Consider the following 18,740-nt stretch of genomic DNA (forward strand, 5'->3'; position numbering starts at 1 on the left):
AGGCCGTCAGAGGTGCACCAAGAGCAACGAACGTTGACCACCGATGACCAGAGAACGGGCAGCTCAGACGGCATCTTGCCCGTGTTGATCGACTATGTCCTCAACTTTGATCAATACAACGCCAAGTGGTGCGTGCACCCCCAGAGCGCAGACCAGGCCTGGTCATCTGGTCATCGCTGTGGCCCAAGCGGCCGGATGCCCAGGTGCGTTTCGACCTGGAGTCCGATGGCTGGTTCTGTGGGCCAGTTCGGGTCCCACTTGTCGGGGTCTATGGGGCCCACGTCTCTTCGGCCGATTGCTGTGTTCGTGAGTTGTGGACCCGCCTTGTGTAGGGCTGGTTTGGCTGAAGGGACGTCTCGGTCAGGGGTTGATCAGTCTCCAGTCGCCTTCGGAGATGACGTCAACGGTGCCATCGACCACCTTGATGGCGGTGTTGTCGTCGATGGCGTAAGTCGGGACCGGGATTCCGGACGCCCACTTCTGGATGTTGGACAGCTCGGCGTCCTCCATGTCCGGATGATTGAGGTGGGGGTACAGCGTGAAATCCACCAGCCCCAGCGCCCGGTCGGCGCCCTGCGCCATGTCGCTGCCGTCCGGGACGAATCCGAGGTCGAATTCGGCGTCGCAGTTGTACGGGGTGACCGCAATGCTCCCGGCGCTGACCCCCACATAAACCGTGTCACTCAGCGACGGCAGGAGGTCAGCCAGGCCCGACTGGCGCAGCCAGTAGGTCAGGTACAGCACGTCGCCGCCCCAGACGAGGAGGGCATCGGCCTCCCGGACTGCCGGGACCCAGTTCTCTTCTCGAACGGTCGGCAGCGCGGTGAGCTCCAACAGCCCCAGGGATTTCCAACCCAGCTGGGACAGCGGGATCGGAGCCTGGCCGTGAATCGCCTTCCACGCCCTCTCACCTCCGCCGGAGAAGGGGTAGACACCGGTGGGGATGAACAGGGCCGTGGACTCGGCGATCGGCTTGCCCAGCAGGTCGACGAGCGCGTCGGAGATACTCGGGTTACAGATGCCCGACGACGTGAGAAGGAACTTCATCAAAATCCGCTCTCCCGAAGCCACCGCAATGACGGCGATCATGTTGCCCATTAGAACCAGCGTCCCGGCTTGCTAACCCGAGCGACACATCGCTGGATCATCCGCTGGCGGCCGTCCAACCGTCAACTGCCTCCGCCCGTACGACGACACAGGTCCGATGCCACGCCCTTACCTGCGTTTTGTTCGCCAGTTCGGGTCCCACCTTCCGGGTTGTCTCGATCGAATGGCCATCGCCTGGCTGTCTCCAACCATCCAGAACTACCTCACTGGCGAACGGCCCAACCCTCATTAACTGCAGTTTTGGAGTTTCGTAGATCGACTCCGACACGCGGTTGGTCGAGGTAGTGGCCCTGCGGGCAGATAGCATGAAGGCCCGCATGAACGCGGGCAGCCGATCGTCGCCTGAGGGGTTTCAAAACTCGGTTATGTGCGCTGAGCTGGTCTTTTTGTGCGGCTCGTTCGTACTCGTAGATCAGCCCGCCGAGAACCGGCCGGCGTTTGACCCTCGTGAGCAAGGTCGGCGGCAGGACGGTCGGAGCGCGGAGGCTGCAGCGCCCGATGCGGACGGCGCTGCTGCGGACGACGTCGACAGGTCTGAGGCGTCACGCACGTCGTTCCGGCGCAGGATCGGCCCGACCGGGACACTGCCCGGAATCTGCTCAGCCGTGCTGGTGATTGGTGGACCGCAGCGCAGCTCCGGTTCCGTTGGGGCTGACCAGTCCGGTTTCATAGGCGACGACGACGACGACGGCCTGGCCGCGGTCGCGCAGGGCGAGCTTGGCGAGGATGCGGGCGACGTGGGTTTGACAGTCGCCTCGGACAGGTGGAGGTGGCCGGCGAGTTCGGCGTTGCTCAGGCCGTGGGCCAGCAGGCGCAGCACCTCGAGTTCCCGTGGCGTCAGCGTGGCCAGGTCGCGGTGGATCGCGGCCGTGTCCGGGTCACGGCGGGCGAACCGTTCGACGAGGCGGCGGGTAATGGCCGGCGCCAGCAGCGCATCGCCGGTGCGGACCATCCGGACGGCGGCGACCGGGCGGCCTGCGTGACGGTCAAGGGGCGAATCGGTAAATCCCGGATACGGACGACGGCCCACCGCGGACGCCGGCGGTCGGGAACACGGGGAGCCGTCCCGCTCGAGCTACTACTACTGGCGGTCGGCCGTCACGGCAGCCTCGCGGGCTGGGCGCTCGCCGACCACATGCGCACCGACATGGTCATCGCACCTGTCCAAGGTCGTCCGGCGCCGGCGTTTCGACAGCCTGAACAGTGGTTGTAACAAGCCTGCAAACTCACGTGAACATCTGCCTCGCAGGTCATTGGCTGTTCGGGAGGCCTGCGCCGTTCGTTTCGAGGTTTGTTCAGTGAACACCGTTCAGACTCTTGTTCACTGCCACTTAATCCGGTAGAACACGAGTGGGTCCGCTGCGCGGACCATCTGCCTCGTGGTTCTAGGAGGACTACTCATGGCTCGTTCAGATCGCGCGGACAGCACCTCCTCGCCCGCCCTCTCTCGCCGCGGGGTCCTGCAGTTGGGCGGCAGTGTCGCGCTCCTGCTCGCGACGGGGGCCTGCGCGGCGAACAGCGGGTCGAAGCCCAAGAACGGAGCGTCGGGCGGCCCCACCGCCAAGACGTTGCGCATCGCGGTCTCGAGCTACCTGTCGAGCTGGGACCAGGACTTCGTCGGCTTCGACCTGACCGCGCTGATGCTCTACAAGAACGTCTTCCCGTACATGATCGACTATGGCGTCACGAACGCGGGAGACAGCCAGATCCTCGACACCCAGAACATCGGCCCGGCGTTCGCCGAGTCGTTCGAGCCGGACGCCGCGAAGAAGGTGTGGACGCTCAAGCTGCGCCGTGGGGTCAAGTTCGCCAGCGGCAACGAGATGACCGCCGCCGACGTGAAGTGGTCCAAGGACCGTGCCTTCGCCGCCCAGGCGAACGTGGCCGGCATCTACCGCACCATCGGGCTGACCAGCCCAGACCAGGTCAAGGTCGTCGACGACTACACCGTGGAGTTCCACCAAGCCTTCCCCAGCGCCCTCACCCGGCAGATCCAGGCGATCTCGCTGTACGTCTTCGACTCGGTGGAGGCCAAGAAGCACGCCACCGCCAGCGATCCCTGGGCCAAGGAGTGGTTCGCCAAGAACGCGCCCACCGGCGGCTACTTCAACGTCGCGAAAGCCACCCAGGGCCAGGAGATCGAACTGTCGGCGAACACCGGCTACCCGGGGCCCGACCCGGCCAAGACGCCCACCATCCGCATCTCGGTGGTACCCGCCGCCGCGAACCAGCGGCTGCAACTGCAGGCCGGTGACATCGACATCGCCCTCGGCATCAGCCAGCGCGACATCCAGGACCTCAAGAAGGCCCCGGGAATCAAGGTCATCTCGGCGGCGAGCAACCGCCAGGTGGCGATCCAGATGTCCGTCACCGCGGCACCGTTCAACGACGTGAACGTCCGCAAGGCCCTCGCGTACGCGGTGCCATACGAGCAGATCATCAGCAACGTCTACGGCGGGGACGCCCGCCCGGCCAAGAGCCCCGTGCCGCTGGACATGCCCGGGTACGACGCGAGCGGCTACCCGTTCACGCACAACCTCGACCAGGCCAAGGCTGCCATGGCTGCGGCCGGCAAGAACACGATCGACTCGGAACTGGTCTTCGAGGCCGACAACGACGAACAGCAGAAGATCGCCGTCCAGGTGCAGAGCGAGGCGGCGAAGGTCGGCATCAACCTCAAGCTGACCCCGCTGGACCCGGCCACCCTCGGCGAGCGGCGGACCAAGAAGAACATCCCGGTGCAGCTCACCTCCGGCCAGCTCTGGGTGAACGACGTGGAGTACATGCTCGCCACGAGCTTCGTCAACGGCGCGAACCTCAACTACTCCAACTACAGCAATCCCGAGATCGAGAAGATCTACGAGCAGTCGCACACCACCGTGGACGAATCGGCGCGCAACCAGTTGTGGAAGCAGGTCCAGCAGATTCTCGCCGCGGACGTGCCCTGGGTGGTCATCTGCCAACCCAACTTCAACCTGCCGGTACGGGACACCGTCGCCGGCTGGGTACAGCCCATGGACGGCCTCGCCCGCCTGCGCTACCTGACCGCGTCGGCCTAGGCACCGCCGGGCATCCGAATGCGCATCCTCCGGTTTGTCGTCAGACGACTGCTCCAGCTCATCCCGGTGCTGCTCGGGGTGGTCGTCCTGACCTTCCTCCTGGTTCGGGTACTGCCCGGCGACCCGGTGCGGACCATCCTCGGGCAGAACGCCACCGAGGCGGACGCCGCCGCGGCCCGCGCACGGTTCGGACTGGACCAGCCGTTGTGGCGGCAGTTCCTCCACTACCTCCGAGGACTGGTCACGGGAGACTTCGGCACCTCCATCCAGAGCGGCGGCTCGGTCGGCGCGGAAATGGCCCTGCGGGTGGGACCCACGCTGGAGCTGGTCGTCATCGCGGTGACCATCGCGCTGGTGGCCGCCACCGTGCTCGGTGTCTGGTCGGCCCGGCGCGCCAACCGGCCCGGCGACCACGGCATCCGGGTGCTCGCCCTGGTCGGCAACTCCGTCCCCGACTTCTGGCTCGGACTGGTGCTCGTGCTGGTCGGCTACAGCGTGCTGGGCTGGTTTCCGGCACCGAGCGGGCGGGTCGATCCGGACACCAACCTGACCCCGCTGACCGGCGCCGACCTGATCGACGCCGTGCTCACCGGGAACGGACCGGCGATCACCTCCGCCGCGGCGTACCTGGTGCTGCCGGTGTTGACCCTGGTCGTCGGAGTGGTCGCGCCGTTGCTGCGCAGCGTGCGCGCCTCCGCACTGGAGGTGCTGCGCTCGGAGCCGTACGCCGCGGCCGAGGCGCACGGCCTACCACGGCGGACCCTGCTCTACGGCTACCTGCTGCGAGCGACCCTGGTCCGGCTGCCGTCGCTGGCCGCGCTGGTCTTCGGCACCGCCATCGGTTCCACGGTGCTCGTCGAGTACGTCTACTCCTGGCAGGGCTTCGGCCAGTGGGCGCTGCGCGGTCTGCTCTACCGCGACTATCCGGTGGTGCAGGCCTCCGTGCTGATGATCGCGCTGTGCTACGTGGTGGTGTTCCTCGTCGCCGACGTGGTGCACGCAATTCTCGACCCGAGAGTGAGGATCTGATGGCCGACCTGCGCACGGCGGGCCCGGCCGGTGCCACGGACCAGGGCGTGGCCGCCGACGCCGGCGGCACCCGCGACGGCCGTTTCGCCCGCGTCCTGATCACCACCGGCGCTGCCATCCTGACCGTGGTCGTGGTGGCCGCGGTGTTCGCCCCGCTGCTCAGCTCCTGGGGCGAGACCGAGATCGACCCGGCCAGCACGCTGGCCGCGCCAGGCGGCGGCCACTTGCTCGGCACCGACGGCAACGGCATGGACATATGGAGCCGCGTGCTGTACGCCGCCCGGCTGGACCTGGGCATCGCGGTGGCCGCCGTCGCGCTCGCGGTGGTGGCCGGCACGCTGCTCGGTCTGGTCGCCGGCTACCGCGGTGGCTGGCTCGACGACGTGCTCATGCGCGTCGTCGACATCTTCCAGGCGTTTCCCACCTTCATCCTCGCGTTGGCGGTGGCCGCCCTGCTCGGCAACGGCACGCTCAACCTGGTCCTCACCATCGCGGCCGTGAACGCTCCGGCCTACGCCCGACTGGTCCGCGCCGAGGTGCGTACGCTGCGCGAGCTGCCCTTCGTGGACGCCGCCGTGACCTCAGGGGCGTCGACGGCCGGCATCCTGTGGCGTCACCTGCTGCCCAACAGCCTCACCCCGGTGCGGGTGATCGCCCCGCTCAACTGCGGCTGGGCGATGCTCACCCTGGCCGGGCTCTCCTTCCTCGGTCTGGGCGTGAGCATTCCCGCCGCCGAGTGGGGCGCCATGATCAGCCTGGGTGCCGCAGACGTGGTCGGCGGTCGGTGGTGGACCTCCGTCCCGCCCGGCCTGGCCCTGCTCGTCTGCGTCCTGGGGTTCAGCCTGCTCGGCGAAGGCCTGCAGGAACGCGCTGACGCGAAGCGGCGGTGACCATGCTGTCGATCGAGAACCTCTCCGTCGTGATCCGCCGGCCCGGCCGCCAGGTGGCCGCGCTCAACGACATCACCTTCGCCGTACGCCCCGGCGAGGTCGTCGGCCTAGTGGGGGAGAGCGGCGGTGGCAAGAGCATGGTGGCCCGCGCCATCGTCGGTCTGCTTCCCGACGGTTCACACACCACCGGGCGAGTCGTCTTCGACGACGCGGACGTGCTGGGAATGGACGAGGTCGCGCTTGCCGCCCACCGCGGCCGGGGCGTGGCGATCTGTTTCCAGAACCCGCGCGGGGCGCTCAGCCCGACCCGCACCGTCGGCCGGCAGCTCGTCGACCGGCTCGTCACCCATCAGAACATGCCCGTTGATCGGGCCCGCGAAGCGGCCCGGGAACTGTTCGAGGCGGTCGGCATCCGCAGCCCGCAGCGGCGGCTCGACGCCTACCCCCACGAGCTGTCCGGCGGTATGGCCCAGCGGGTGATGATCTCGCTGGCCACCGGCTGCGCCCCCGGCCTGCTGATCGCCGACGAGCCGACCACCGGCCTCGACGTGACGCTGACCCGGGAGATCCTGCGGCAGTTCCGGCACGCCGCGGACACCGACGGCCGGGGCGTGTTGCTCATCTCCCACGACCTGGCCTCCATCGCCGAGGTCTGCGACCGGGTGGTGGTGCTCTACGCCGGAACGGTGGTGGAGAGCGGACCGGCCGCCCAGGTGCTGCGCGAACCGGCGCACCCGTACACCCGCGCCTTGCTGCGCTCGGTGCCCGACGTCGGCGGCCGACCGGTCGTCGCCACCGCCGGCGCCATGCCCCTGCTGACCCGCGCACCGCAGAATTGCCCGTTCGTCGCCCGTTGCGGGCACGCCGACGACACCTGTGCCGCCCGGCGTCCCACCACCGAGCCGCTCGCCGGCGGCCCGGATGGCTGGTCGCTGGCCTGCTTCCACCCGCAGGCCGGGCCGATCGGCGCGGAGCCCGAGCCCGTCCGGGCGATCCCGGCTGCCGATCCCGTCGTGGGCCCGGAGGCGAAGTCGACCGTGTTGGAGATCGACGACGCGCACGTGGTCTACCGCAGCCGGTTCGGGTCCGGCGGGCATCACGCATTGCGCGGGGTGAGCCTGCGGGTTGCGGCCGGCGAAACCCTCGGCGTGGTGGGCGAGAGCGGCTGCGGCAAGAGCACCCTCGCCAAGCTCGTCATGGGTTTGGTCTCGCCCACATCCGGCGCCGTCACCGTCGCCGGGCACAGCCTGGTCAGACAGCCCGGTCGGGCCCACCTGCGCGGGCGGGCGCTACGGCAGGCGCGGACGCGGGCCCAACTCGTGTTCCAGGACCCGATCGGCTCGCTCAGCCCACGCCGCACGGTCGCGGACTCGATCGCGGAGCCCCTGCGAGCCGCCGGCCTCTCCGCCGCGGAGCGGGCCGCCCGGGTCGCCGCGGTACTGGACCGGATGGAACTCGACCGCTCGATCCTGCAGCGATATCCGCACGAGCTGTCCGGCGGTCAGGCGCAGCGGGTCGGGATCGCCCGGGCGCTGGTCGGTGAGCCGGACCTGATCGTCTTCGACGAGCCGACCTCGGCCCTCGACGTCACCGTGCAGGCGCAGATCCTCACGGTGATCAGCGAGGTGACCGCCGACAAGGACCGCGCCGCGGTGTTCATCTCCCACGACCTGGCCACGGTGCGCGGATTCGCCGACCGGGTCGTGGTGCTCTACCTCGGGCGCATCGTGGAGGAGGGGCCGGTCGACGTGGTCTTCGACCACCCCCGGCACCCGTACACCAGGGCGCTGCTGGCCAGCGCACCCCGCCTGGGCGGCGGCACCGGGGCCGGCGGCGACGCGGTGGCGCTGGTCAAGGACCTCGAGGAGGCCGACGCGACCACCGGGTGCCCGCTCGCCGCCAGGTGTCCGTTCGTCACCGACACCTGCCGCACGCAGCAGCAACACCTTCAGCCGTATGGCGCAAGCCGAGCCGCCTGCTGGCGGGTGCCGGAGCTTGCCGCCCTGACCGGAAAGCAGGCCACCACCCCATGACAAGTCGCCCCATCCGGCTGGCCGTCGACATCGGTGGCACGTTCGTCGACGCCATGGAACTCGACACCCGCACGAACCGGGTCCGCTTCCGTAAGGCGTCCACCACCCCGGCCCGGCCGGCCGATGGCGTGCTCGCCGCGATCGCCGCGCTCGGCACCGATCTGTCCGAGGTGGAGCTGTTCATCCACGGCACCACCCTCGGGCTGAACGCGGTGCTGGAACGGCGCGGCGGGCGCACCGGCATCATCACCAACGAGGGGTTTCGCGACATCTTCCTCATCGGCCGGGGCAACGTGCCCGCCGACCACATGTACGACTTCCAGTACGAGCGGCCGGAGAGCCTGGTCCAGCGCCGCTTCACCGCCGGCGTGCGGGGCCGGCTCGACTACCGGGGCCGGGTGGTGGAGGACCTGGACCCGGACAGCGTCCGCGCCGCCGCCCGCGCCCTCGTCGTGGACCAGCAGGTCACCTCGATCGCCATCTGTTTCCTGCACTCCTTCCTCGACCCGAGCCACGAGCGGGAGGCCGCGCGGCTGATCCGGAAGGAGTTCCCCGACGTCAGCCTCTCGCTGTCGACCGACATCGTGCGCGAGTACCGCGAGTACGAGCGGACCAGCACGACGGTGCTGGAGGCGTACATCCGGCCGATCTTCGAGCGGTATGTCGACGAGCTGGAGGCCGGACTGGCCGAGCGGGGGTTCGGCGGCCGGTTCCTGATCATGCGCTCCGGCGGTGGTTCGATGACCAGCGCGGTGGCGAAGACCTCGCCCACCCACACCGTGCTGTCGGGTCCGGCCGGCGGCATCGTGGGCGCCGCCTACCTGGCGGCCGAGTTGGGTCGCGACAACATGCTCACCTTCGACATCGGCGGGACCTCGCTGGACGCCTGCGTCATCGAGCGCGGCAACCCGGTTGCCGCGTACCAGGCCCAGCTGGAGCACTTCCCGCTGCTGATCCCCACGTACGACATCCGCACCATCGGCGCCGGCGGCGGGTCGATCGCCTGGCTGGACCGAGGTCTGCTCAAGGTCGGCCCGCAGAGCGCCGGGGCCGATCCGGGGCCGGTCTGCTACGGCCGAGGCGGCATGGAACCGACCGTCACCGACGCGGCGGTCGTGCTCGGCTACGTCGACCCCGACCGTTTCCTCGCCGGCACGATGGGGCTGCAGGACGCGGCGGCGCGCGCGGCGATCCAGGAGCAGTTGGCCGGGCCGCTCGGCCTGAGCGTGGAGGGCGCCGCGGCCGGGGTCTTCGACGTGCTGCTGGCCCGGACGGTCGGCGCGGTCCGGCAGATCACCGTCGAGCGGGGCCACGACCCGCGGCAGTTCTCCCTGCTCGCCTTCGGCGGGGCGGGGCCGCTGCTGGCGCCGCTGCTGGCCCGCGAGATGGGCATCGGTGAGGTGATCGTGCCCTTCGCGCCGTCCGGGTTCTCTGCATGGGGCATGCTGTCTGCGGACATCGTCAACGACTTCAGCCGTACCGTGATGACCATTCTGGACGACGCGGACCTGGCCGCGCTGGAGCAGGTCTTCAAGGCGGTCGAGGCCGAAGCGGTGGCGTCGCTGGTGGCGCAGGGCGTGCCGGCGGACCAGGCCGTGCTGGAGCGGCAGTTCGAGCTGCGCTACCTGGGCCAGGAGCACAGCCTGATGGTCACGGTCGGTGGCGGGCTGGACCGCGACGCGGTCCGGACCGCCTTCGACGCCCTGCATCGCGGCCGGTACGGCCACACGATGGGCAACCCGCTGCAGATCCTCAACCTCCGGGTGCGCGGCATCGGCCGGACCGCCCGGCCGGAGCTCGGCACCCGTCCGCGTGGCGACGGTGACCCGGCGCAGGCGCTGCTGGCCCACCGCGACGCCTACGACTTCGGGCAGCGCGCGGTCGTGCCGTTCGCGGTGTACGACCGGGCCGCGTTGGAGCCGGGCGACACGTTCGACGGGCCGGCGCTGGTTGACGAGGGCACCTCCACCACCGTGGTGCCCAGCGGTCAGCGGGTCACCGTCGACGACCACGGATACCTGCTCGTGACCCTGGAGGCAGCCGCATGACCACGTTGGACGGTGCCCAGGTCGAGGTCGTCCGCAGCTACCTGCTCTCGGCGGCGGAGGAGATGCGGGCCACTCTCATCCGTACCTCGTTCAACCCGGTCATCTACGAGGTGCACGACTTCGGCCTGTCGATCTACGACGCCGACCTGCGGCTGGTCGCCGAGGCCACCGGGCTGACGTTCTTCCTCGGCGCCAACGACTACTCCCTGCGCAAGGGCGTCGAGTACGTGGGCCGGGAGAACCTGCACCGCGGCGACGTGGTGCTGCTGAACTACCCGTACTGGAACGCCGCGCACGCCTACGACGCGACGCTGTTCGCGCCGGTCTTTCGCCCGGACCCGTCCGACGTCGACGCCGACGGCGACCTGCTCGGTTTTCTCTGCGTGCGGGCGCACTGGATGGATCTGGGCGCCAAGGACCCGGGCTACGTGCTCGACTCCACCGACATGCACCAGGAAGGCCTGATCTTCCCGGGTACCAAGGTCGTCTCGCGCGGCGAGCCGGTGCACGAGATCCACGAGCTGATCCGCTTCAACTCGCGGATGCCCGACGCGGTGCTCGGTGACCTGCACGCGCAGATCGCCGCGCTGCGTACGGGCGAACGCCGGTTGCTGGAGATCGTCGAGAAGTTCGGGCGCGCGACGGTGGACTCGGCGATCGACCGCATCATCGCCGACGGCGAGGCCCGGACCCGCACCGCGCTGGCGGCCCTGCCGCAGGGCACCTGGACCGCGGAGGACTGGCTGGACGACGACGGCATCACCGACGACCCGGTGAAGATGCGGGTCACCGTCACCGTCGCCGAGGGCCGGTTCGTGGTGGACTTCGCCGGCTCGGCGCCGGCCACCCGCGGCCCGATCAACATGCCGTTCGGTGCGACCGAGGCGATCTGCAAGGTCATCCTCAAGTCGCTGACCTCACCCGACGACCCGTCGAACGCCGGCACGGTCGCGCCGCTGGAGGTGCGGGCCGAGCCGGGCACCTTGTTCCACGCGGTCTATCCGCAGCCCACCTTTACGCTCTGGACGGGCATCGTCGCCGTGGAGCTGATCCTCAAGGCCCTCGCGCAGGGGATGCCGGAGCGGTTGCCGGCCTCCAGCGGCGGTGACGTGCCGGGGTTCATGATGGTGGGTCTGCACCCGGACACCGGTCAGATGTTCGCGGTCAGCAACAACGACCTGGTCGGCTGGGGCGGCGCACCGCACCACGACGGGATGGACGCCGCCACCCACGTCTCCGGCAGCACCGGCCGGGGCACCCCAATCGAGGTGCTGGAGGCCAGGACGGGGATGTTCTTCGAGCGGGTGGAGATTCGTACGGATTCGGGTGGCGCGGGCCGGTTCCGTGGTGGTTGTGGGCTGCGGCGGGACATTCGTTTCGTGACGTCGGGGGAGTTCCTGTCGGTGATCAAGAAGACGAAGAGCGCGCCGTGGGCTCTGGCCGGTGGGCTGCGGCCCGACCCGAACCAGGTGGTGGTCTTCCCGGGCACCGACCGTGAGCAGCGGGTGAGTACTCGGCGTACGTCGGTGCGGGTCGGTGATCGGGTGACGCTGCTGACCGCCGGTGGTGGCGGGCACGGCGACCCGCGTACCCGCGACCCCGACGCGGTACGCCGGGACGTCGCCGAAGGGTACGTCTCCGCGCAGGCCGCCCGCGAGCTGTATGGAGTGGACGTCGATGAGTGAACCGACCGTCGACGGGGCCACCGTCGAGGTGGTGCACAGCCACCTCGTCTCGGCGGCCGAGGAGATGCGCGCCGCGCTGGTACGCACCGCCTTCAACCCGGTCATCTACGAGGTGTACGACTTCGGCATCTCCATCTACGACCGACAGTTGCGGCTGGTCGCGGAGTCGACCGGGCTGTCCCGGTTCCTCGGCGCCAACGACTACTCAATCGAGCGCGGGGTCGAGTACGTCGGGCGGGAGAATCTGCACCCCGGCGACGTCGTGCTGCTGAACTACCCGTACTGGAACGCCGCGCACAGCTACGACGCGACGCTGTTCGCGCCGGTCTTCCTGCCCGGCGGCGAGGAACTGATCGGCTTCCTGTGCATCCGGGCGCACTGGATGGACCTGGGCGCCAAGGACCCCGGCTACGTGCTCGACTCCACCGACATGCACCAGGAGGGGATCATCTTCCCCGGCACGAAGGTGTACGCCCGCGGGAAGCCGGTACACGAGATCCACGAGCTGATCCGCTTCAACTCACGCATGCCGGAACTCGTGCTCGGCGACCTGAACGCCCAGATCGCCGCGCTGCGTACCGGTGAGCGCCGGGTGATCGAGGTGTACCGGCAGTACGGGCCGGCCGTAGTGGACGCGGTCGTCGAACGTGTCATCGCGGCTGCCGCCGACTCCGCCCACGAGGCGGTGGCCGGACTGCCGCAGGGCAGCTGGACCGCCGAGGACTGGCTCGACGACGACGGCGTCACCGGCGACCCCATCCGCATGCGGGCCACCGTCACCGTCGCCGGCGGCACCTTCACCGTCGACTTCACCGGCTCGTCCCCGGCGGTGCCGGGGCCGGTCAACCTGCCGCTCGGGGCGACCATCGCCACCTGCCGGGTCGCGTTCAAGGCAGTCACCACCCCCACCCAACAGACCAACGCCGGGCACTTCGCCCCGCTTCGGGTGCGCACCGAACCCGGGTCGCTGTTCCATGCCCGGTACCCCGCGGCGACGTTCACCCAGTGGACCGGCACCGTCGCCCTGGAACTGATCTACCAAGCCCTCGCGCAGGGGATGCCGGAGCGGTTGCCGGCCTCCAGCGGTGGTGACGTGCCGGGGTTCATGATGGTGGGTCTGCACCCGGACACCGGTCAGATGTTCGCGGTCAGCAACAACGACCCGGTCGGCTGGGGCGGCACACCCCACCACGACGGCATCGGCCCGGCCAACCACCTGTGCCAGACCCAGGCCCGCAACACCCCCGTCGAGGTGCTGGAGGCCAGGACGGGGATGTTCTTCGAGCGGGTGGAGATTCGTACGGATTCGGGTGGCGCGGGCCGGTTCCGTGGTGGTTGTGGGCTGCGGCGGGACATTCGTTTCGTGACGTCGGGGGAGTTCCTGTCGGTGATCAAGAAGACGAAGAGCGCGCCGTGGGCTCTGGCCGGTGGGCTGCGGCCCGACCCGAACCAGGTGGTGGTCTTCCCGGGCACCGACCGTGAGCAGCGGGTGAGTACTCGGCGTACGTCGGTGCGGGTCGGTGATCGGGTGACGCTGCTGACCGCCGGTGGTGGCGGGCACGGCGACCCGCGTACCCGCGACCCCGACGCGGTACGCCGGGACGTCGCCGAAGGGTACGTCTCCGCGCAGGCCGCCCGCGAGCTGTATGGAGTGAACGCATGAGCGCCGCCTCTGCGCCCGAGCCATCGAGCCTGCTGCTCGGCAACTGCACCGTGCTCGACGCCCGCGTCGTGGAGGGCATGACGCCCATCGCCGACGCGGGGGTGTGGGTCCACGGCGACCGGATCGCCGCCGTCGGCCCGTACGCCGATGTGGCGGCCCAGGCGCGGGCCGCCAGCCCGCTGACCGAGGTGGACCTCGACGGCGCCCATCTGACGCCCGGGCTGGTCAACATGCACACCCACTTCTCCCTGTCGCTGCCCGGCAGCGGCGGCGACAACGTGAAGGGGATGGGCCCGCACGACCTCGCCTACTACATGGCCGACGGGGCAAGGCGGACGCTGCACTGCGGGGTGACCACGGTGCGGTGTGTCGCCGAGAAGGACCACGCCGACTTCGCGCTGCGGCGCGCCATCGCCGCCGGACGCACGCCAGGCCCCCGGATCTACACGGCCGGACGCGCGTTGGTCTGCACCGGCGGGCACGGCCACGAGAGCAGCGACACCATCGAGTGTGACGGGCCGGTCGGCTTCCGGCGGGGCGTACGCAGCCAGATCAAGGCCGGCGCGGACCTGATCAAGGTGATGATCTCGGGTGGCATCGCCGGTGAGCACGAGGGCATCCACACCCCGCAGCTCTTCGCCGACGAGCTGGCCGCGGTGCTGGAAACGGCGCACGCCTGGGGGCGCAAGGTGACCGCGCACGCGGGGCCGGCCGAGGTGATCGGCACCGCGGTGGAGCTCGGGCTGGACTGTGTGGAGCACGGCTACCGGCTCACTCCGCAGGTCGCGGCGCGGATGGCCGAGCGGGGCACGGCACTGGTGCCGACGCTGCTGGTGACGCGGTGCAAGGAGTTCTTCGACGAGCTCGGGGTCCCGGAATGGATGCAGTGCCGCTCGCTGGGCGCCGGGCCTCGGCACCTGGAGAGCTTCGCGATGGCGATCGCCGCCGGTGTGGAGGTGCTGCTCGGCAGCGACATGCCCCCGTTCTGGCATTTCGAAGGCACCAACGCCTCGGTGCGGGAGCTGGAGTACATGGCGGAGCGGATCGGGCCGGCGCGAGCGATCCACGCGGGCACCCTCGGGCCCATCCGGTGGCTCGGCGCCGAGAGCGACCTCGGCACGGTACAGGTGGGCAAGCTGGCCGATCTGATCGCGATGGACGACGACCCGCTCGCTGACACCTCGGCGTTCCGCAAGGTGCGGTGGGTGATGAAGGGCGGCCATGTCGCCCGGGACGACCGGGCCGCGGGAGGTGCGCGGTGACGTTCGTGGAGGCCGGCGCGGCGGCCATCGCCGCCGGGATCGACGACATGTACGAGGCCTTCCTCGCGGGGGACCGACCGCGGTTCGACGCGCACCTGCATGCCGAGGTGACCACCTGGGAGACCCACCTGCCCGGGCCGCTGCGTACCCGGGAGCAGCTGGACGCGTACCGCGATCAGCGGGACGCCGCCAGCCAGCGACCGCGGCTGGCGGTGCTCGCCGCGCGGGACAAACGCGTCGACGTGTGGGGTGAGGTCGGCGTCGCCCGCTACGTGCTGGTCGCGCAGGCACACGCGGAGCAGGCACCGCAGTTCACCCGAGTCACCGATGTGCTGCGCCGGATCGACGGCCGATGGCTGATCGTGCACCACCACGCCGAGCTGCTGCACGACCCGGTGGAGGCCACGTGACGCGCCGGCTGGTGGCCGACCGGACGGGTGAGCCGGCGGAGGTCCTGTCCGTCGTCGACCTGCCGGACGATCCTCCGCCCGGCCCCGGCGAGGTGCAGCTCGCCGTCCGTACCGTCGGCCTGAACTTCCTCGACGTGTCCCTCTGCCGGGGCGAGTACCCGGTGCGGCCGACCCCGCCGATGACCCCCGGGGTGGAGGCGGCTGGCCGGGTCGTCGCCGCGGGCGTCGGCGCCGAACACCTGCTCGGTCAGGAGGTCATCGCCTGCCCGACGCTGCCGCGTGGCGCACTCGGCGACGCGGTGACGGTCGACGCCGCGGTGGTGGTGCCCCGCCCGGCCACGGTGGATCCGACGATCGCAGCGGCCCTGCCGGTCACGTACCAGACCGCGTGGTTCGCCCTGGAGCGGGCAGGTGTCGCCGCCGGCCAGACGGTGCTGGTGCACGCGGGCGCCGGCGGCGTCGGCATCGCGGTCACCCAACTCGCGGTCGCCCGGGGCGCACGGGTCATCGCCACCGCCGGCGGTGCCCGCAAGACGGCCGTCTGCCGCGCCGAAGGCGCGGCGGCGGCGTTCGACTACACGACCGGGGATTTCGTCGCGGCCGTGCGGGAGGCTACCGACGGTCGGGGTGCCGACGTGATCATCGACCCGGTGGGCGGCGATGTGCTCGCCCGGTCGCTGGACTGCCTGGCGTTCGAGGGCGCGGTCGTCACCGTCGGCGCCGCCGGCGGTCCACCAGCGCCGGTCGACCCCGGTCGGCTGATCGCGGCGAACGCCACCCTGATCGGGCTCTCCTGGGGCTCCCAGTACCCGTGGCAGCGTGCCACGGCGGTGCGGGCGGCCTATCAGGCCCTGTTCGACCTGTACGGGTCCGGTGCGATCCGGCCGCGGGTCAGCAGGGTGGTGCCGCTGAACGACGTGCCGGCGGCGCTGAGCGAGCTGGCCGACCGAAGGACCATCGGCAAGATCGTCGCGCGGGTCGAGGAAGGGGAGGGGCAATGACGGAGACACCGGACGGCGACATGGAGATCTACGACCTCAAGGTGACTGTGGACCGCATCGAGGGGCGGTCGGTCTGCGCCATGGCGGTCGGTGACTGGTTCGAGCTGACCAACAGCGCCCACCTACGGCTACCCGAGGGCAAGCACTTCTGCGTGTACGCGCTCGCCTCGGTACTGCCGTTCCTCGCCGCGAAACAGCGCGACCTGGCGGCCGGGGACTGGCTGGCCCAGGACTCCCACTTCGCCTGCCCTGATCCCGAGGAGCGACTGATCATGAAGGTGGAACGGACCTGCCGGCGGCGGATGAACTCCTCGGAGTTGACCTGATGGCCGTCGAGATCGGGCTCGGGCTGCAGAGCGACAAACCCGCCGGCGCCTACGCCCGGCTGGCCCGCGCCGCGGAGTCGTACGGCTTCGACGTGCTGACCGTCTTCGGTGACCTGATGTACCAGCCGCCGATCTTCCCGCTGCTGGAGATGGCTCAGGTGACCAACCGGGTCCGGCTCGGAGCGGCGTGCCTCAATCCCTATTCCCTGGCCCCGTACGAGATCGCCGGCCAGGTCGCCGCGCTCGACCTGGCGTCGCAGGGGCGGGCGTACCTAGGGCTGGCCCGCGGCACCTGGCTCGGCGCGGTGGGACTGGCCCAACCGAAGCCGCTGACCGCGATCGAGGAGGCGGCGGCCGTCGTCTACCGCCTGCTGTCCGCCGACCGAGCCGGCTACGCGGGGCGCGTCTTCTCGCTAGCCCCCGGCACCGCGCTGCGCTACCCCGTGCAGCGGCCGGATCCGCCGCTACTGGTGGGCGCCTGGGGCCCGCAGGGGGCAGCCCTCGCCGGCAGGATCGCGGACGAGATCAAGGTGGGCGGCAGCGCCAATCCCGACATGGTGCCGGTCATCCGCGACCGGGTCCGGGTCGGCGCGGTCAAGGCTGGGCGGAACGTCGAGGACATCGGTATCGTGCTCGGCGCCGTGACGGTCGTTGACGCCGACGGCGAAGCGGCCAGGGCCAAGGCCCGCACCGAGGTCGCCATGTATCTCGCGGTCGTGGCGGAACTCGACCCGACCGTCGTGCTGCCCAGGGACCTGATGGAGCAGGTCGGCAAGCTGGTCGATGCGGGTGACCACGAGGCGGCGGGCCAGCTGATCCCGGACGAGGTGCTCGACCGGTTCGCCTTCTCCGGCACCCCGGCCCAGGTCGCCGCACAGGCCCAGGCACTCATCGACGCCGGGGTCCGTCGGGTCGAGTTCGGCACACCGCACGGGCTGACCGACGAACACGGCGTGGAGCTGCTCGGCTCCGCCGTCCTGCCCCTGCTGCGCAGGTAGCCCGAGAGAGAGGAGCGGCCGGTGCGGCTGGTCGTCGTGGTCGGACCCGGATTGGTGGCCGACACAGCGGTGCTGAAGTCACTCACCACCACCACGTGCGCGGAACTCGGCGTAGCCGGCCGGCTGGTGACCGCCAACGCACCCGACGACGTCCGGTCCCTGGTTGCGGCAGCAGATTCGCCGCTGGTGGTGCTGCCCGGTCCGACACCCGAGGTGCGTGCCCTCATGGGTGCCGTCCCACATGTGGTGTGGTACGACCTCACCGTCGAGTCACCCGTTGCCGGTGCCGCCCATCTGCACGGGCGCGGTGTCTGGGGCCTGGCCTGGGCGATCCGGCACGCCGTCCACCGCCTCCGGTCGCCGGCCGCCCGCATCGCCTACGGGCCGCACCCGGACCAGTGGGGCGAGCTGCGGCTCCCGGCCCGCACGAGCGAGGATCGGGCTCCGGTCGCAGTGCTGCTGCACGGCGGTTTTTGGCGGTCCGTCTGGGCGGCGGACCTGATGGACGCCCTCGCCGTCGACCTCGCCGACAGCGGGTACGCGTCGTGGAATCTGGAGTACCGGCGCCCGGACCGACATGGCTGGGACGCCACCACAACCGACGTCGCGGCGGGCATCGCGGCGCTCGCCGGAGTCGCCGATGACCGACCGCTGGACCTGGAGCGCGTCGCGGTCCTCGGCCACTCGGCCGGGGGCCAGCTGGCGTTGCGGGTTGCGGGGGACCTGGCCGCTGCCTCCGCTGCGGGAACCCGGGACGTCACCGTCGGTCCGGAGCGAACCGTCTCGGCGGTCGCGCTCGCGGTGTCGTTGGCCGGCGTCCTCGACCTGGCCGAGGGCGAACGGCGGCAACTCGGTGAGGGTGCGATCTCCACAGCCCTCGGCGGGACACCCGCGACGGCATGGCGGCGGTACGCGGCGAGCGACCCGATCGCTCGGGTGCCGCTCGGGCTCCCGACCCTGGTGGTGCAAGGAGCCGACGACAGTCTCGACCTCGTCGACATCAACCGCCGATATGCCGTGGCCGCCCGCGCGGCGGGAGACGACATCAGCTACCTGGAGCAGCCGGGCAACCACTTCGACGTCATCGATCCCGGCTCGGCCATCTGGCGCGCCACCATGGCCGCCGTGGACCGCCGCTTCGGTCGCTGAGAACCCAGAGGCCACTCTGCGAGGACGGCTTGTTTTCACGCTCGTGAACAGCCGCGTGCGGACCGACCAGGCGAGCCTCA

14 protein-coding genes and 1 pseudogene are annotated in these 18,740 nt (G+C 70.4%); 13 read left to right on the forward strand and 2 right to left on the reverse strand.

Features of this window, described 5'->3' with window-relative positions; genetic code table 11:
* Positions 1 to 360: 360 nt before the first annotated feature.
* Positions 361 to 1,047 (reverse strand): Type 1 glutamine amidotransferase-like domain-containing protein, encoded by a 687-nt coding sequence (locus ACGF4F_RS26555; RefSeq protein WP_393081422.1) that lies wholly within the window; start codon positions 1,045 to 1,047, stop codon positions 361 to 363.
* A gap of 659 nt (positions 1,048 to 1,706) precedes the next feature.
* Positions 1,707 to 2,068: pseudogene (locus ACGF4F_RS26560) on the reverse strand (response regulator transcription factor); the annotation flags it as partial.
* A 439-nt stretch (positions 2,069 to 2,507) separates the two neighbouring features.
* Here ACGF4F_RS26560 and ACGF4F_RS26565 point away from each other — a divergent pair.
* From ACGF4F_RS26565 to ACGF4F_RS26625, 13 genes are read left to right on the forward strand one after another with little or no spacing between them, the layout of a single operon-like run.
* Entirely contained in the window at positions 2,508 to 4,166 is a 1,659-nt protein-coding gene (locus ACGF4F_RS26565) for an ABC transporter substrate-binding protein (protein ID WP_393081347.1), read from the forward strand.
* Between the two features lie 18 nt (positions 4,167 to 4,184).
* The gene (locus ACGF4F_RS26570; protein ID WP_393081350.1) at positions 4,185 to 5,195 is read left to right on the forward strand and encodes an ABC transporter permease; all 1,011 of its coding nucleotides are present in this window, start codon (positions 4,185 to 4,187) and stop codon (positions 5,193 to 5,195) included.
* Positions 5,195 to 6,085, forward strand: coding sequence for an ABC transporter permease (locus ACGF4F_RS26575; RefSeq protein ID WP_393081353.1), 891 nt, complete (start codon positions 5,195 to 5,197; stop codon positions 6,083 to 6,085). The genes ACGF4F_RS26570 and ACGF4F_RS26575 overlap by 1 nt, the downstream gene beginning before the upstream one ends.
* A gap of 2 nt (positions 6,086 to 6,087) precedes the next feature.
* Positions 6,088 to 8,118: a dipeptide ABC transporter ATP-binding protein gene (locus ACGF4F_RS26580; protein ID WP_393081425.1), complete on the forward strand. Its 2,031-nt coding sequence runs from the start codon at positions 6,088 to 6,090 to the stop codon at positions 8,116 to 8,118.
* Positions 8,115 to 10,166: a hydantoinase/oxoprolinase family protein gene (locus ACGF4F_RS26585; protein WP_393081357.1), complete on the forward strand. Its 2,052-nt coding sequence runs from the start codon at positions 8,115 to 8,117 to the stop codon at positions 10,164 to 10,166. Before ACGF4F_RS26580 ends, ACGF4F_RS26585 begins: the two co-directional genes overlap by 4 nt.
* A complete protein-coding gene (locus tag ACGF4F_RS26590) occupies positions 10,163 to 11,851 on the forward strand; it encodes a hydantoinase B/oxoprolinase family protein (protein ID WP_393081360.1) in 1,689 nt (562 codons plus the stop codon). The genes ACGF4F_RS26585 and ACGF4F_RS26590 overlap by 4 nt, the downstream gene beginning before the upstream one ends.
* Positions 11,844 to 13,514, forward strand: a complete 1,671-nt coding sequence (locus tag ACGF4F_RS26595) for a hydantoinase B/oxoprolinase family protein (RefSeq protein ID WP_393081363.1) — start codon at positions 11,844 to 11,846, stop codon at positions 13,512 to 13,514. The genes ACGF4F_RS26590 and ACGF4F_RS26595 overlap by 8 nt, the downstream gene beginning before the upstream one ends.
* On the forward strand, positions 13,511 to 14,776 hold the full coding sequence (locus ACGF4F_RS26600) for an amidohydrolase family protein (protein WP_393081366.1): 1,266 nt from the start codon (positions 13,511 to 13,513) through the stop codon (positions 14,774 to 14,776). The genes ACGF4F_RS26595 and ACGF4F_RS26600 overlap by 4 nt, the downstream gene beginning before the upstream one ends.
* Entirely contained in the window at positions 14,773 to 15,186 is a 414-nt protein-coding gene (locus tag ACGF4F_RS26605; RefSeq protein WP_387280584.1) for a nuclear transport factor 2 family protein, read from the forward strand. Before ACGF4F_RS26600 ends, ACGF4F_RS26605 begins: the two co-directional genes overlap by 4 nt.
* Positions 15,183 to 16,187 carry an NADPH:quinone oxidoreductase family protein gene (locus ACGF4F_RS26610; protein WP_393081369.1) on the forward strand — a complete coding sequence of 335 codons (1,005 nt, stop codon included), beginning with the start codon at positions 15,183 to 15,185 and terminating at the stop codon, positions 16,185 to 16,187. The genes ACGF4F_RS26605 and ACGF4F_RS26610 overlap by 4 nt, the downstream gene beginning before the upstream one ends.
* Positions 16,184 to 16,513 carry a TIGR04076 family protein gene (locus ACGF4F_RS26615; RefSeq protein ID WP_357447849.1) on the forward strand — a complete coding sequence of 110 codons (330 nt, stop codon included), beginning with the start codon at positions 16,184 to 16,186 and terminating at the stop codon, positions 16,511 to 16,513. The genes ACGF4F_RS26610 and ACGF4F_RS26615 overlap by 4 nt, the downstream gene beginning before the upstream one ends.
* Entirely contained in the window at positions 16,513 to 17,511 is a 999-nt protein-coding gene (locus ACGF4F_RS26620) for an LLM class flavin-dependent oxidoreductase (protein ID WP_357447852.1), read from the forward strand. Before ACGF4F_RS26615 ends, ACGF4F_RS26620 begins: the two co-directional genes overlap by 1 nt.
* Before the next feature lie 21 nt (positions 17,512 to 17,532).
* Entirely contained in the window at positions 17,533 to 18,660 is a 1,128-nt protein-coding gene (locus ACGF4F_RS26625) for an alpha/beta hydrolase (protein WP_393081374.1), read from the forward strand.
* Positions 18,661 to 18,740: the final 80 nt, after the last annotated feature.

The sequence above is a fragment of the Micromonospora sp. NPDC047740 genome (assembly GCF_043204735.1).
GTDB lineage: Bacteria > Actinomycetota > Actinomycetes > Mycobacteriales > Micromonosporaceae > Micromonospora.